General features: G+C 72.2%; 16 protein-coding genes. 9 read left to right on the forward strand and 7 right to left on the reverse strand.

Annotated elements, in window-relative coordinates; genetic code table 11:
- The first annotated feature begins 36 nt into the window (after nucleotides 1-36).
- From ACFVXJ_RS15170 to ACFVXJ_RS15195, 6 genes are all read left to right on the forward strand, one after another.
- Nucleotides 37-711, forward strand: a complete 675-nt coding sequence (locus tag ACFVXJ_RS15170) for an amino acid ABC transporter permease (protein ID WP_389662146.1) — start codon at nucleotides 37-39, stop codon at nucleotides 709-711.
- Nucleotides 708-1592 (forward strand): amino acid ABC transporter permease, encoded by an 885-nt coding sequence (locus tag ACFVXJ_RS15175; protein ID WP_389662147.1) that lies wholly within the window; start codon nucleotides 708-710, stop codon nucleotides 1590-1592. Before ACFVXJ_RS15170 ends, ACFVXJ_RS15175 begins: the two co-directional genes overlap by 4 nt.
- Before the next feature lie 229 nt (nucleotides 1593-1821).
- Nucleotides 1822-3414: an FAD-dependent oxidoreductase gene (locus ACFVXJ_RS15180; RefSeq protein ID WP_389662148.1), complete on the forward strand. Its 1593-nt coding sequence runs from the start codon at nucleotides 1822-1824 to the stop codon at nucleotides 3412-3414.
- A 32-nt stretch (nucleotides 3415-3446) separates the two neighbouring features.
- Nucleotides 3447-3533: a putative leader peptide gene (locus ACFVXJ_RS15185; protein ID WP_311318651.1), complete on the forward strand. Its 87-nt coding sequence runs from the start codon at nucleotides 3447-3449 to the stop codon at nucleotides 3531-3533.
- 105 nt (nucleotides 3534-3638) lie between these two features.
- Nucleotides 3639-4223 carry a cysteine dioxygenase gene (locus tag ACFVXJ_RS15190; RefSeq protein WP_389662149.1) on the forward strand — a complete coding sequence of 195 codons (585 nt, stop codon included), beginning with the start codon at nucleotides 3639-3641 and terminating at the stop codon, nucleotides 4221-4223.
- A gap of 44 nt (nucleotides 4224-4267) precedes the next feature.
- A complete protein-coding gene (locus ACFVXJ_RS15195; protein WP_389662188.1) occupies nucleotides 4268-4666 on the forward strand; it encodes a rhodanese-like domain-containing protein in 399 nt (132 codons plus the stop codon).
- Nucleotides 4667-4765: 99 nt separating this feature from the next.
- Here ACFVXJ_RS15195 and recX read toward each other — a convergent pair whose 3' ends face one another.
- The 3 genes from recX to ACFVXJ_RS15210 all read right to left on the reverse strand — a co-directional run bounded on the left by recX (nucleotide 4766) and on the right by ACFVXJ_RS15210 (nucleotide 7707).
- Nucleotides 4766-5323, reverse strand: a complete 558-nt coding sequence (gene recX, locus ACFVXJ_RS15200) for a recombination regulator RecX (RefSeq protein ID WP_389662150.1) — start codon at nucleotides 5321-5323, stop codon at nucleotides 4766-4768.
- Nucleotides 5324-5326: 3 nt separating this feature from the next.
- Nucleotides 5327-6445 carry a recombinase RecA gene (gene recA / locus ACFVXJ_RS15205; RefSeq protein ID WP_389662151.1) on the reverse strand — a complete coding sequence of 373 codons (1119 nt, stop codon included), beginning with the start codon at nucleotides 6443-6445 and terminating at the stop codon, nucleotides 5327-5329.
- A gap of 392 nt (nucleotides 6446-6837) precedes the next feature.
- Nucleotides 6838-7707 (reverse strand): serine protease, encoded by an 870-nt coding sequence (locus ACFVXJ_RS15210; RefSeq protein WP_389662152.1) that lies wholly within the window; start codon nucleotides 7705-7707, stop codon nucleotides 6838-6840.
- Nucleotides 7708-8045: 338 nt separating this feature from the next.
- Between ACFVXJ_RS15210 and ACFVXJ_RS15215 the strand changes: the two genes are divergently transcribed.
- On the forward strand, nucleotides 8046-8471 hold the full coding sequence (locus ACFVXJ_RS15215; RefSeq protein ID WP_389662153.1) for a hypothetical protein: 426 nt from the start codon (nucleotides 8046-8048) through the stop codon (nucleotides 8469-8471).
- Nucleotides 8472-8611: 140 nt separating this feature from the next.
- On the forward strand, nucleotides 8612-9373 hold the full coding sequence (locus ACFVXJ_RS15220; RefSeq protein ID WP_389662154.1) for a Clp protease N-terminal domain-containing protein: 762 nt from the start codon (nucleotides 8612-8614) through the stop codon (nucleotides 9371-9373).
- Here ACFVXJ_RS15220 and ACFVXJ_RS15225 read toward each other — a convergent pair.
- Complete coding sequence (locus ACFVXJ_RS15225; RefSeq protein ID WP_389662155.1) at nucleotides 9327-10679, reverse strand: AI-2E family transporter; 1353 nt, start codon at nucleotides 10677-10679, stop codon at nucleotides 9327-9329. The genes ACFVXJ_RS15220 and ACFVXJ_RS15225 overlap by 47 nt on opposite strands.
- 51 nt (nucleotides 10680-10730) lie before the next feature.
- A complete protein-coding gene (locus ACFVXJ_RS15230) occupies nucleotides 10731-10925 on the reverse strand; it encodes a DUF3046 domain-containing protein (protein ID WP_136212524.1) in 195 nt (64 codons plus the stop codon).
- A gap of 80 nt (nucleotides 10926-11005) precedes the next feature.
- Between ACFVXJ_RS15230 and ACFVXJ_RS15235 the strand changes: the two genes are divergently transcribed.
- Complete coding sequence (locus tag ACFVXJ_RS15235) at nucleotides 11006-11938, forward strand: hypothetical protein (protein WP_389662156.1); 933 nt, start codon at nucleotides 11006-11008, stop codon at nucleotides 11936-11938.
- A gap of 20 nt (nucleotides 11939-11958) precedes the next feature.
- Here the strand turns inward: ACFVXJ_RS15235 and ACFVXJ_RS15240 are convergent, their stop codons facing one another.
- Both ACFVXJ_RS15240 and ACFVXJ_RS15245 read right to left on the reverse strand, forming a co-directional pair.
- Entirely contained in the window at nucleotides 11959-12267 is a 309-nt protein-coding gene (locus ACFVXJ_RS15240) for an AzlD domain-containing protein (protein ID WP_389662157.1), read from the reverse strand.
- A complete protein-coding gene (locus ACFVXJ_RS15245; RefSeq protein WP_389662158.1) occupies nucleotides 12264-12962 on the reverse strand; it encodes an AzlC family ABC transporter permease in 699 nt (232 codons plus the stop codon). The genes ACFVXJ_RS15240 and ACFVXJ_RS15245 overlap by 4 nt, the downstream gene beginning before the upstream one ends.
- Nucleotides 12963-13073 lie beyond the last annotated feature (111 nt).

Genomic DNA, 13073 nt, shown 5'->3' on the forward strand with positions numbered 1-13073 from the left:
CCCCACCGGCCATCTCTGGGGAGAGCGCAGGGCAACGTGTTCGACTTTCTTGATTCCGGGCAGTACGACCTGCTCGGAGCCTTCTGGGTGACGGTTCAGCTCACCCTCTACTCGGCGGTGGGCTCCCTGGTGTGGGGCATCGTCCTGGCCGGGATACGGGTCAGCCCGGTCCCGCTGATGCGCGGCTTCGCCGCCGTGTACGTCAACGTGGTGCGCAACACCCCGCTGACCGTGCTGATCCTCGCCAGCTCGCTGGGTCTCAGCCAGACTCTGGGCATCAATCTCGGCGGCACCACCTTCAAGGAGACCGGCTTCCGGCTGGCCGTCCTCGCGCTGACCGCCTACACCGGCACCTTCGTCTGCGAGGCCATCCGCTCGGGCATCAACACGGTGCCCGTGGGCCAGGCCGAGGCCGCCCGCGCGCTGGGCCTGAGCTTCTTCCAGGTCCTCACGCTGATCGTGCTCCCCCAGGCCTTCCGGGCGGTGATCGCACCGCTCACGAACGTACTGATCGCCCTCACCAAGAACACCACGGTGGCGGCGGCCATCGGCGTGGCCGAAGCGGCCCTGCTGATGAAGGAAATGATCGAGAACGAGGCGGACGCGCTCTTCGCGGTCTTCGCGGTGTTCGCCTTCGGCTTCGTCGTACTGACCCTGCCCACCGGCCTGCTGCTGGGCTGGGTGGCCAAGCGAACGGCGGTGAAGCGATGAGTACCGTGCTGTATGACACACCCGGCCCGAAGGCCAAGGCACGCAACTGGATCTACTCCGCCGTCTTCGTCGTGCTGCTGGCCCTGGTCCTGTGGTGGGCGCTGGGTCTCATGGCGGACAAGCACCAGCTCGACGCCGAGAAGTGGAGCCCGTTCGTCACCGACGGGGAGGTCTGGACGACGTTCCTGATCCCCGGTCTGTTGGAGACGCTGAAGGCCGGTGTGATCGCCATGGTGATCGCGCTTCCGCTGGGCGCGCTGCTCGGTATCGGCCGGCTCTCCGACCACCGTTGGGTGCGGGTCCCGGTGGGCGCGGTCGTGGAGTTCTTCCGGGCCATCCCGGTCCTGATGCTGATGCTCTTCGGCTTCGCCCTGTACGTGAAGTTCTCCAACGTCGAGTCCGAGATCCGGCCGCTGTACGCGGTGGTCACCGGCCTGGTCCTCTACAACGCCTCGGTCATCGCCGAGATCGTCCGGGCCGGCATCCAGTCGCTGCCGCGCGGCCAGACGGACGCGGCCAAGGCGATCGGCATGCGCAAGGGCCAGACCATGGCGTACGTCCTCCTCCCGCAGGCCGTCACGGCCATGCTCCCGGCGCTGGTGAGCCAGCTCGTGGTGATCCTCAAGGACACCGCGATCGGCGGCGCGATCCTCGGTCTGGGCGAGCTGCTGTCGATGAACCGGCAGATCTCGGCGAACTACAGCAACACGATCCCGAGCCTCATCGTCATCGCGGTGCTGTACATCGCGGTGAACTACGCCCTCGCCTCGTCCGCCTCCTGGCTGGAGGCCCGGCTGCGGCAGTCGAAGAAGAGCACGGGCGCGGTCGTGGGCGTGGCGGAGGCGAGCGACCTGGCCACCGGGAACAACAGCGTGGGCTGATCGCCGGCCGCCGCGCGTTTGACACCGGCGGGGTAGCGATCCGCGAACCGTCCTACCGCTGACGGTAAGTCCGCTGATGCGAAGTCAGTCGTAGTGCGTAGCCTGTGTGGTGCGGCGGAACCCTCCGCCGCACCACACAGTGCTGTCCGGACCGGTGTCACTTGACGCAGGCACCTCCAGTCGGTTGCATACGTTGTGTGATCACATACCGGACATCGGGAGCCGCATCATGGACCCGGTGATCGTCGTCGGCGGGGGGCCCGTCGGGCTGTCGCTGTCCCTCGCCCTGGCCGGCCAAGGCGTGCCCTCCGTCGTACTGGACGAAGGGCCCGGCAAGGACGAGCCCCGACCGGCCCGTTCCGTCGTCCTGCACTCCGACACCGCGTCCATGGCGCACCGGCTCGGATGTACGACGCTGCGCGACGAGGGGACGTACTACGCGGCCTGGCGCACGATGCGGCGGGGCCGGGACTCGCAGCGGATCACCTTCGAGGACCACCCGGCGCCGCTGCACCTGCCGCAGCACGCCCTGACGCGCGGGCTGCGGGACGCGGCCGTCGCCGAGCCGCTGGTCCGGCTGGTCCCCGACACCCGGCTGGACGCCCTGGAGCAGGACGGCCGCGGGGTCACCGCCCACACCCGGGGCGCCGAGACCACCTGGTGGCGCGGCAGCCACCTGGTGGGCTGCGACGGAGCCCGCTCGACCGTACGCAAGCTGCTCGGCGTCCGCTTCCCCGGCCGGACCGCCGTCGAGCGGCACGCCGTGGCCGCCCTGCGCACCGAACTGCCCTGGCCCGGCGAGGCCTTGCTGCACCGCGGCGCGACGGGCGAGGTCACCGCCCGGCCGCTGCCCGACGGGGTGTGGCGGCTGGACTGGCTGCTTCCGCCGCGCGGGGGGCTCGTCACCCCGGACGCGCTCGTCACCCTGATCCGGGACACCCTGGCGGCGTGGTGCGGGGGCACGACTCCCCCGTACGACCTGATCGACACCGGCGTGCACACCCTGCACCACCGCCTCGCCCGGCGCTGGCGCGACGGCCGGGCCTTCCTCGCCGGGGACGCCGCGCACCTGTTGGGCGCGCTCGGCACGCAGGGGGTCGAGGAGGGGCTGCGGGACGCCGAGAACCTCGCCTGGAAGCTCGCGCTGGACTGGCACCAGGGAGCCTCCGAGGCGCTGCTGGACAGCTACGAGGACGAGCGGCGCAGGGCGGTGGCGGCCCGGCTGCGCGTCGCCGACCAGGCGCTGCCCGCCCTGCGCGGCGGGGGCGGGCTGCGCACCTACCTTCCCGGGGCGGCGCGTTCCGCCGAGAGCCTGCTCACCGAGGGCCACCTCGGCCGGGGCGCGTTGGGCGGGGAGCCGACGTACGCCCCGCCCGTGGCGGTACGGGAGGTGCCGACCGCCACCGAGCCCGGCGGCCCGGTGGCGAACGTACCGGTGACCGCGCCCGACGGGTCGACGGTGCCGCTGCGGGACCTGCTGGGGCGGGGCCGGCTGCTGGTGCTCCTGGTCGCGCCGGGCACCGGGGTGTGGGACCGGCGGCACTGGCTGGGCGCCGGGCTGATGCCCCGCCTCGCGGCGGCCGTCAGCGCCCTGCCCGTCCGGGCGGAACTCCTGGTGGCCGACGGCTACCCCGGCGCCCCGGCGCACACCGTGCTGCTCGTCCGACCCGACGGCCATCTGGCGGCGACCTTCGCCGGGGTCCGGCCGGCGGAACTGTACGAGGCGGCCGACGCCGTCCGCTGCGGTCCCCCGGCTCCGGCGGACGGCGTCGCGACCGCGCTGGAGGAGACGTCCACCACTCCCACGGGTGTGATCGATTGACCCCCTTGCCTTCTCGTGCTTCACTCGCGGTCATGACCGGCAACGACGTGCGCCTGTGGCGGAGGGTCCATATGGACCTGCTCCGCTACGCGGGCTGCGTGTGTCGCCCTTCCTGCTGATTCGCCTTTCCCTTCCGCGCGCCCCGTGACCCCGGGGTCCTGTAGTCCCGTGTCCTTCCGGGACCGGCGGCGCGCACCCGCGAACTCCCAGGACGGTCCATCCCCATGTCTGCGCCCACACACGCGCCCGCGCCGGCCACCCCGGCCGCCACCACCCCTACTCCTGCCACCACCGGCACCACCCCTGCCGCCTCCGCCGCACCGACGGCGGCGGAACTGCTCGCCTTCGCGCTCCGCGCCGCGGCCGACCCGGAACTCGTCGCCTCGCTCCCCCTGGATCCGGAGGGGCGTACGTGGATCCGGCTGGACGGTCCCCGGGGCAGCGAGGCCTGGCTGATCGGCTGGCCGCCGGGTACCGGCACCGGCTGGCACGACCACGCGGAATCGCGGGGCGCGTTCGCGACCGCCCGCGGGAAGCTCACCGAGCGCTCCCTGGCCGTGCGGCTGCCCTCGGAGGGCTGGCGCAGTCTGGAGCTGGCGCCGGACGTGGACCGCGGCCGGGGCGTCCCGGCGGGCGAGGGGCGCGGTTTCGGGGAGCACCACGTACACGAGGTGCTCAACGAGTCGCGGACCGAACACGCCGTCTCGGTGCACGCGTACTACCCGCCGCTCCCGCTGATCCGCCGCTACAGCCGCACCGGCCCGGTGCTCAGGCTGGAGCACGTCGAGCGACCGGCGGACTGGCAGTGAGCGGCGCGGCCCAGGGCATCGACGCCCTGATCGACCGGCTCCGTATGACGTACGCGCGCGTCTCACCGGACGAGGCCCACGCCGCCTCCCTGGAGGGGGCCCTGCTGGTCGACATCCGCTACCAGGCGCTGCGCGAGCGGGACGGGCTGATCCCGGGGGCCGTGGTCGTGGAGCGCAACGAGCTGGAGTGGCGGCTGGATCCCCAGGGCTCCCACCGCCTCCCCGAAGCCACCGGGCACGACCTGCGGGTGGTGGTGATCTGCAACGAGGGCTACGCCTCGACCTTGGCCGCGGCCTCCCTGCACGCGCTGGGTCTGCACCGCGCGACCGATCTGACGGGCGGCTTCCAGGCGTGGAAATCTGCCGGCCTGCCCGTCGTGCCACCGGAGGCCGTCAGCCCGCCTGAGGAGGTCGCCCCGCCGGAGGCTGTCGCGCGGGCATGATCTCGGACCGTGCCGACGCGGCTCCCGGAGCGCCGCCGGCGCGGACCGTCGACGCGCCCGGAGCCCGGGGCCCAGTCGCCGGGGGTCGGTCCCCGGGGTTCAGGCCCCGGGGTACTCCTCCCCGTCCTCGCCCTCGGATTCGAGCGCGCGGCGGACCACCCGTAGGGCCATGCCCTCCGGGTATCCCTTGCGCGCCAGCATCCCGGCGAGACGCCGTATCCGCTTGTCCCGCTCCAGGCCCCGGGTCGCCCGGAGCTTGCGCTCCACGAGCTCCCGGGCCGTCTGCTCCTCCTGCGTGGAGTCGAGTTGTTCCAGGGCCTCCTGGACGAGGGTGGCGTGGACCCCCTTGGTGCGCAGCTCCTGGGCGAGCGCCCGGCGGGCCAGGCCGCGGCCGCGGTGGCGGGACTCGACCCAGGCTCCGGCGAAGGCGGCGTCGTCGATCAGGCCCACCTCCTCGTACCGGGAGAGGACCTCCTGCGACACCTGCTCGGGGATGCCCCGCTTCTCCAGGGCGTCCGCGAGCTGGCGCCGGGTCCGCGGCATCCCGGTGAGCAGGCGCAAACAGATCGCCCGCGCCTGCTCCTCGGGGCTCTGGGGCGGCAGCTCCTGACGGCCTTCCCGGCCGCTCTCCCCGCCGCCCCTTTCCCGCTCCCGCACGGGTCAGCTCTTGGCCACGGCGGCCTTGGCCGTCGTCTTGGCCTTCGACGCGGGGGCGGGCACGGCCGCGGCGTCGGCGGCAGCCTCCGCACCGGCCTCCGCGGCGCCGGCGTCCTTGCGCACGCCCACGCCCAGCTTCTCCTTGATCTTCCGCTCGATCTCGTTGGCGAGATCCGGGTTGTCCTTGAGGAAGTTGCGGGCGTTCTCCTTGCCCTGACCGAGCTGGTCGCCCTCGTACGTGTACCAGGCGCCGGCCTTGCGGACGAAGCCGTGCTCCACGCCCATGTCGATCAGGCCGCCCTCACGGCTGATGCCCTGGCCGTAGAGGATGTCGAACTCGGCCTGCTTGAAGGGCGGCGCGACCTTGTTCTTGACGACCTTGACCCGGGTGCGGTTGCCGACCGCGTCGGTGCCGTCCTTGAGGGTCTCGATACGACGGATGTCCAGGCGCACGGAGGCGTAGAACTTCAGCGCGCGGCCACCGGTGGTGGTCTCGGGCGAGCCGAACATCACACCGATCTTCTCGCGGAGCTGGTTGATGAAGATCGCGGTGGTCTTGGACTGGTTGAGCGCACCGGTGATCTTGCGGAGCGCCTGGCTCATCAGGCGGGCCTGGAGACCCACGTGCGAGTCGCCCATCTCGCCCTCGATCTCGGCGCGGGGCACGAGCGCCGCGACGGAGTCGATGACGATCAGGTCGAGAGCGCCGGAGCGGACCAGCATGTCCACGATCTCCAGCGCCTGCTCGCCGGTGTCCGGCTGCGACAGGATGAGGTTGTCGGTGTCGACGCCGAGCGCCTTGGCGTACTCCGGGTCGAGCGCGTGCTCGGCGTCCACGAAGGCGACGGTGCCGCCGGCCTTCTGTGCGTTGGCCACGGCGTGGAGGGTCAGGGTCGTCTTACCGGAGGACTCCGGTCCGTACACCTCGATCACACGGCCGCGGGGCAGCCCGCCGACGCCGAGCGCGATGTCCAGCGCGGTCGACCCGGTGGGGATGACCTCGATGGGGTCGTTCGGCTTGTCGCCGAGGCGCATGACCGCACCCTTGCCGAATTGCCGTTCAATCTGTGCGAGCGCGGCGTCGAGAGCCTTCTCGCGGTCGGTGCCTGCCATGGGTTCCACCCGGTTTGCTTGAGTCGATCGCTTCACGCCATTGACGCTAACGCCTGCCACTGACAATGCGCTCCCACGCCCGGTTCGGCTGTGGATAACCCATGAGAATGCGTGTTCGATTTCCCTGTCAAGCCGACCACGCCGAGCACCCCCGAATGCCCGCTCTCGCCGCCGCGCGGGACCGGCAGGAGGTTACTGGCCGGGGGGGTCGGCCGGCATGAGCGCCAGGGTGGTGCCCCGCACGAACAGGGTTTTCTCGGGACTCGGCAGCACGGACCCACTCTCACAGGCCGGGGCCGGCCCGGTGGGGGTGGGCGGGCATGGGAACGGCACCTCCGGGGGAGGTGCCGGTGGGGCGCCGCCCCCGCGCGGGGGCGGTGGGGGTGGCGCGGGGGTCGGGGCTACGGCTTGGGCAGGGTGCAGCCGGGGCGGGTCAGGTCGATCTTGTTGCCGGCACCTATGCACGGGACGATGATGTAGGTCTCCTCGGCGTAGTTGATGCCCTCGCGGACCGTGACCACGCCGTTCTGGTCCACCTCGCACGGGTTGTTCTCCGTGCAGCGCTCACCGTTCTCGTTGCCCGTGTTGTTCACCGCGACGACCTTGCCGCTCGTGGTGTCGATCACCGGCGAGCCCGACGTACCGCCGATGGTGTTGCACGACGGGGTGTAGCGGACCGAGTCCTTCCAGGTCCAGGAGCCTTCCTTGAGGAGGTAGGCGAACCCGTCGACGTTGCAGCTGTAGGTGCGCTTCCAGTAACCCGAGACGACCTTGATCGCCGTCCCCTGTACCGGGTGGGCGTCGTCGAGGGTCAGCGCGCTGATGCCGTACTTGCTCTGGATCTGCGCGTACGTCGAGGTCAGCTGGTAGATCGAGATGTCGGTGTCGGTCATCGTCGCGTACGCGACCTTGCTCGCCCGCAGGGTCGCCACCTTGCCGCCGCTCGCGCCCAGCAGCGAGAACGAACGACTGGACGGCTGGTCCTTGATGACCTCGCCCGGCCCGGGGAAGCCCGTCTCCAGGCAGTGCCCGTTGGACAGGACGAGGGCGGGGTCGTTCGGCTGCGAGCCGGGGGCGCGCACGACGGACCCGGAGCAGTTGCTGAGCGCGACCGTTCCCGCGTAGCTGACGGTGACGGCCGGCGCCGCCTTGTCCGGCGCGGAGGCCGGTGCCTGCGGGGCCGCGTCCCGGGGCGCGGAGGCCACGGCCGGGGCCGCTCCCGCTCCGATCAGGAGCACGGAGAGCAGGGCGCCGGCGAGAGGCTTGTTCATGTGGGGGTTCCCCTCTGGTGACGATGCAACCGAAGATCCTTCGGTTGTCATGCGCATTGTTGGGAGGTCGAGCCCAACCCACAAGAGGGCATGGCCCGTTGGGGAAACCCGCTATCACCGGGGAAGTTGACCCCCCGCCGGCCGAAACCGCCCGCTCGACCATCCCCCGCATCGTCCCCAACTGCCCCAACAGGCCCATCCGGTCACGAACGGGGTGGTGAGCGGCATACCCGCCCCCATGGGTCCGCGGGCCGCCCCGGCCCCGAACTCCCCCCGGCCCATCGGTACTCTGCGGTGCCCCCGACGAACGAGGGCGCTCATTCCGCTTTGGAGGAACCATGGCCATCAAGAAGGCCACGATCCAGCAGCAGGTGGCCGAGGCCATCGCACAGATCAACCCGGCCGACCGGCCCATCGTCACGATCCAGGCCATCGCCGGCCCCAGCGTCTGGCTGATGAGCATGCTCGGTCTGATCGGCCAGATGTTCCTCACCTACTACTTCGTCACCGTGACCGAGCAGGCCGTGGTCCTCCACAAGGCGAGCCGGATGAGCAACCGGCCGCAGGAGATCGTCTTCGCCATACCGCCGGCCCAGGCCGTCGGCGCGGTCACCGAAGTCAAGCGGAACGCCCTCTGGAGCTCGTTCCGCTTCCAGCTCCCCGGCCAGGAGCGCCCGACCCGCATGAACGTGCACCGCATGTGGCGCAACGAGATGGACCAGGTCATCGGACTGCTGACGAGCCAGTCCCAGCCGGTCGCCTGACCCCGCACCCACCGGTGGCCGGATCCTGCCCCTCGGGGGCGGGGCCCGGCCACCACCCGTTTCGCGGGACAACCGGCGAAATCCTTTCGCGTGACAACCCAGGGTTGACACCCTTTCGACTGTCAACCTACGGTTGCGTCATGACGAACCCTCCCGTGGAACCCGTTCGCATGACCAGTCCGGTGCGCCTCGACGACCTGATCGAGGCGATCAAGAAGGTCCACCCCGACACCCTGGAGCAGCTCAGTGGCGCGGTCGTCGCCGCCGAGCACCTCGGCGATGTGGCGGACCACCTCATCGGCCACTTCGTCGACCAGGCCCGCCGCTCCGGCGCCTCCTGGACCGACATCGGCCGCAGCATGGGCGTCACCCGCCAGGCCGCCCAGAAACGCTTCGTCCCCAAGGGTGACAAGGGCGACGGCGCCGAGATCGACCCCAGCCAGGGCTTCGCGCGGTTCACCCCCCGCGCCCGCGGCGTCGTCGTGGCCTCACAGAACGAGGCCCGCGCCACCGGGAGCACCGAGATCCGCACCGAACACCTGGTGCTCGGTCTGCTGGCCGAGCCCGAGGGGCTGGCCGGACTCGTCCTGCACGCGCACCACGTCACGGACGACGCGGTACGCACCGCCGTCGCCGCGGTCCTGCCCGAGGCCGTCGCACCGGAGGAGCTGCCGGCCCTGACCCCCTTCGACGCCGGCGCGAAGAAGGCCCTGGAACTGACCTTCCGCGAGGCCCTGCGCATGGGTCACCCCTACGTCGGCACCGAGCACATCCTGCTCGCCCTGCTCGAACACGAAAACGGACAGGGCGTGCTCAGCGGCCTCGGTCTGGAGAAGAGCGCGGTGGAGGCGAGCGTCACCGACGCCCTGGCAGCCACCGTCGAAGGGATGCGGGAGGAGTAGCCGCAGGAGCGGTGGAAGCCGCAGAGGCGGGGGCCGGAGTACCCGACGCGGGAGAGGTGACGGAACCCGCGTCGGTCCCCCGGCCCCCGCCGTCGTCCCCGTCGACGCCCTCCGTCAGCTCGTAGCGCTTCACGTACGCGCCGAGGAACGCCTGGAGCGTGGCGACGGCCGGGATCGCGATGAGCGCCCCGACCGCTCCCAGCAGGGCGGTGCCCGCGATGACCGAGCCGAAGGCGACCGCCGGATGGATGTCCACCGTCTTCGCGGTCAGCTTGGGCTGGAGCACGTAGTTCTCGAACTGCTGGTAGATCACCACGAATCCGAGCACGTACAGCGCGTACCACGGGTCGACCGTGAAGGCGATCAGCATGGGCAGCGCACCCGCCAGGTAGGTGCCGATGGTGGGGACGAACTGCGACACCAGCCCCACCCACACCGCCAGCGCGGGCGCGTACGGCACGTCGAGGACGGCGAACACCACGTAGTGGGCGACGCCCGAGATCAGGGCCATCAGTCCGCGCGAGTAGAGGTAGCCGCCCGTCTTCGCGACGGCGATCTCCCAGGCGCGCAGCACCTCCGACTGCTTGGCGGGCGGCAGCACGGAGCACAGCGCGCGCCGCAGCCGCGGGCCGTCGGCGGCGAAGTAGAAGGAGAACAGCCCGATGGTCAGCAGCTTGAACAGGCCGCCGAGCACGGTGGCGGACACGTCGAGCACTCCGCTCGCGCTGTTGCGCACGTACTTCTGCAGCCAGTCCGAGTGCAGCAGGCTGTCCTGGATCTCCAGCCGGGACAGATCCGTGTGGAACGTCGCGTTGACCGTTCTGATCACGGAGTCGAGGTAGCGCGGGAAGCCCTCCACCATGTCGACGATCTGCCCGGCGAGCATCGAACCGAGCAGCGCCACGAATCCGGCGGCGGCCACGAACACCCCGAGGAACACCAGGAAGGTGGCGAGTCCGCGGCGCATGCCGCGGGCCGCCATCCGGGATACCGCGGGTTCGACGGCGAGCGCGAGGAAGAAGGCGATCAGGATGTTGACGAGCAGCCCGATCAGCTGGTGGAAGGCCCAGCTGCCGAGCTGGAAGCAGGCGACGAGAGCCAGTACGAGGATCACCGCGCGGGGCAGCCAGCGCGGCATCCGGGCCCCGGGCTCCGCCGCCGCGGTCGCGCCGGTGGCCCCCGCCGACGGCTCGGGGGTCCGGGGCGACGGGGTAGCCGCGGGCTCGGGGTGTCCGGCGGGCTCGGCGTGCTCGGGCTGATCGGCGTGCTCGGTCGGGAGGGGGGTCGTCTCTTCAGTCGCTGCCACGCACCCCAGTCTGACCCACCCGGCACGGCGACGGACGGGCCGGGCAGCCGGTCAGCGCCGCGAGGCGGGCACGTCCATCGCCGAACACACCGCACGCCAGACGTCCTTGGCCTCCCAGCCCGCTTCCAGCGCCTGGTACACGGTACGTCCGCCGAGCTCCGTCATGACGTGGTCCCGCGCGAAGGAGTCCGCGTAGGCCGCCCCGAAGTGCTCGGCCATCCGCTCCCAGAAAATCGTCAACCGCATGCCACCAGTATCGCGCCCCGGAGAGTGCACCGGCCGCGTTCGCACCCCCGGCCCCGCGTCCGGCGCCCTACGGTTCCCGCATGCCTGGAGACGAAGCCGCGTCGGCCGCGCCGACCCCGCTCGCCCGCGCCGAGCGGTTCATCTGGCTCACCGCGCGGGTGCTGGAGCAGCACCGGTTCGCGTTCCACTTCCTCGGCGGCGACGCCGACGCCGTGGACCGCGCCCTCGGCGCGTACCTGGGCGCCGACGGAGGCTACGGGCACGCGCTCGACCCCGAACTGCGCGGACCGCTGAGCCGGCCGCTGCACGCCGCGTACGCCCTGCGGGTGCTGGACGCCCTCGGCCGCTGCGGGGGCCGGCGGGTGGAGCTCCTCTGCGCGCACCTGACGTCGGTGTCCACCCCCGACGGCGCCCTCCCGGTGGTGTCCGCCGCCCCGGCCGACCATCCGACGCTCCCCTACGACCCGGTGCGGGACGACGCGTCGAGCACGCTGGAGACCACCGGCCCGGTCGTCGGCGCGCTGCACCGCAACCGGGTCTGGCACGCGTGGCTGTTCCGGGCCACCGAATTCTGCTGGAACCGGGTCGAGACGCTGCGCCACTGGCACCCGGCCGAGGTGCGGGGCGCGGTGGCGTTCCTCGACGGCGTCCCCGACCGCGGCCGGGCGGCGGCGGCCGCGGACCGGCTGGGTCGGCTGGTGCGCGAGCGGCGCTTGGTGGTGCTGGATCCGGCGCGCCGGGCCGAGTACCCGACGGAGCCGGGGTACCCGCCGGGCGGGCAACTGTTCCCGTACGACGTCGCGGGCCGCCCCGAGTCGTGGGCGCGCGGCTGGTTCACCGACGCGGAGATGAGCCGGTCCCTGGACTTCCTCGCCGCCCGGCAGCAGCCGGACGGGGGCTGGCCGGTGCCCCGCCGCGCCGCCCGGGCGCCGGGCAGCACCCTGGAGCGGCGCCCGATCGCCACCCTGGAGGCGCTCCTCACCCTCCGCGCCTACGGCCGCCCGCTGACCTGACCCTTACGGCTGCCCCACGGCTAACCGCCTATGGCGCGCAGCCCGGCCGTGACCAGGACCGCCGCGCCGACCACGACGAGGAACGGGGCGCGCAGCAGCAGGGCGACGGCGGCGGCGGCCAGTCCGGCGGCGCGGGCGTCGAGCACCAGCTCGTGGCCGGTGCTGAACGTCTGCTGGGCGGTGAGGGCGGCGAGCAGGGCGACGGGCAGCAGCGCGGACAGCTTGCGCACGCCCGGCCGCTCCAGCGCCCCGGCGGGCACGAGCAGCCCGGCGAGCTTGACGGCGTAGCAGCCGATGACGGTCAGCCCGATGGCGATCCAGACGTTCACGAGCGGCGTCCCTTCAGCCACAGCACGGCGGGGGCGGCCAGCGCGGCGATCAGCACGGGCACCCCGGCGGGCAGTATCGGCAACAGGCCGAGTCCGAGGACCAGCGCGAGGCCGGCGACGGCCCGTTCGGTGGAGCTCTTCAGCATCGGGGCGAGCAGGGCGAGGAAGACGGCGGGGCCGGCCGCGTCCAGGCCCCATACGGTGGTGTCGCCGATGGCCTCGGCACCGAGCGCGCCGAGCAGGGTGGTGACGTTCCACAGGACGTACAGGGTCAGCCCGGTCACGGTGAACCCGAGCCGCGCCGATTTGCGGCCGGGCTGGGCGAGGGCGACGGCGGTCGTCTCGTCGATGACCCAGTGCGCGGCGAGCGGCCGGACGGGCTTGGGCAGGGCGAGCAGCTGGGAGAGCCGCAGCCCGTAGAAGGCGTTGCGGGTCCCGAGGAAGAAGGCACCGGCGGCGGCGGTGAACGGGTTGCCGCCCGCGGCGAGGGCGCCGACCAGCGCGAACTGCGAGGCGCCGGTGAAGACGAGCAGGCTCAGCACGCACGCCTGGAGCACGCTCGCCCCGGATCCGGCGGCGGTCACCCCGAACGCGAATCCCGACAGGCCGACGGCCACCCCGACGCCGAGGGCGTCCCGTACGACGGCGGCGCGCGGCCGCTCGACGACCCCCTGGGGGGTCTCTCGCATCACCATCTGATCTTCTCCCACGCCCCGACGCTATGCGGGAGGCCGGGGAGCGGTCTTGTACGTTCTTGCGCGTACATTCTTGCGCGCCCGGTGCGCTTCGGCGGGGCGGGCCCGCCC

This window comes from Streptomyces sp. NPDC058279 (assembly GCF_042881255.1).
GTDB lineage: Bacteria > Actinomycetota > Actinomycetes > Streptomycetales > Streptomycetaceae > Streptomyces.

Coding starts and splice junctions, on each gene's coding strand:
- ACFVXJ_RS15235 (WP_389662156.1), top strand. CDS start 11,006: ATGCCTGGAGACGAAGCCGCGTCGGCCGCGCCGACCCCGCTCGCCCGC.
- ACFVXJ_RS15215 (WP_389662153.1), top strand. CDS start 8,046: ATGGCCATCAAGAAGGCCACGATCCAGCAGCAGGTGGCCGAGGCCATC.
- ACFVXJ_RS15210 (WP_389662152.1), bottom strand. CDS start 7,707: ATGAACAAGCCTCTCGCCGGCGCCCTGCTCTCCGTGCTCCTGATCGGA.
- ACFVXJ_RS15245 (WP_389662158.1), bottom strand. CDS start 12,962: ATGGTGATGCGAGAGACCCCCCAGGGGGTCGTCGAGCGGCCGCGCGCC.
- ACFVXJ_RS15195 (WP_389662188.1), top strand. CDS start 4,268: ATGACGTACGCGCGCGTCTCACCGGACGAGGCCCACGCCGCCTCCCTG.
- ACFVXJ_RS15175 (WP_389662147.1), top strand. CDS start 708: ATGAGTACCGTGCTGTATGACACACCCGGCCCGAAGGCCAAGGCACGC.
- ACFVXJ_RS15220 (WP_389662154.1), top strand. CDS start 8,612: ATGACGAACCCTCCCGTGGAACCCGTTCGCATGACCAGTCCGGTGCGC.
- ACFVXJ_RS15190 (WP_389662149.1), top strand. CDS start 3,639: ATGTCTGCGCCCACACACGCGCCCGCGCCGGCCACCCCGGCCGCCACC.
- ACFVXJ_RS15230 (WP_136212524.1), bottom strand. CDS start 10,925: ATGCGGTTGACGATTTTCTGGGAGCGGATGGCCGAGCACTTCGGGGCG.
- ACFVXJ_RS15180 (WP_389662148.1), top strand. CDS start 1,822: ATGGACCCGGTGATCGTCGTCGGCGGGGGGCCCGTCGGGCTGTCGCTG.
- ACFVXJ_RS15185 (WP_311318651.1), top strand. CDS start 3,447: ATGACCGGCAACGACGTGCGCCTGTGGCGGAGGGTCCATATGGACCTG.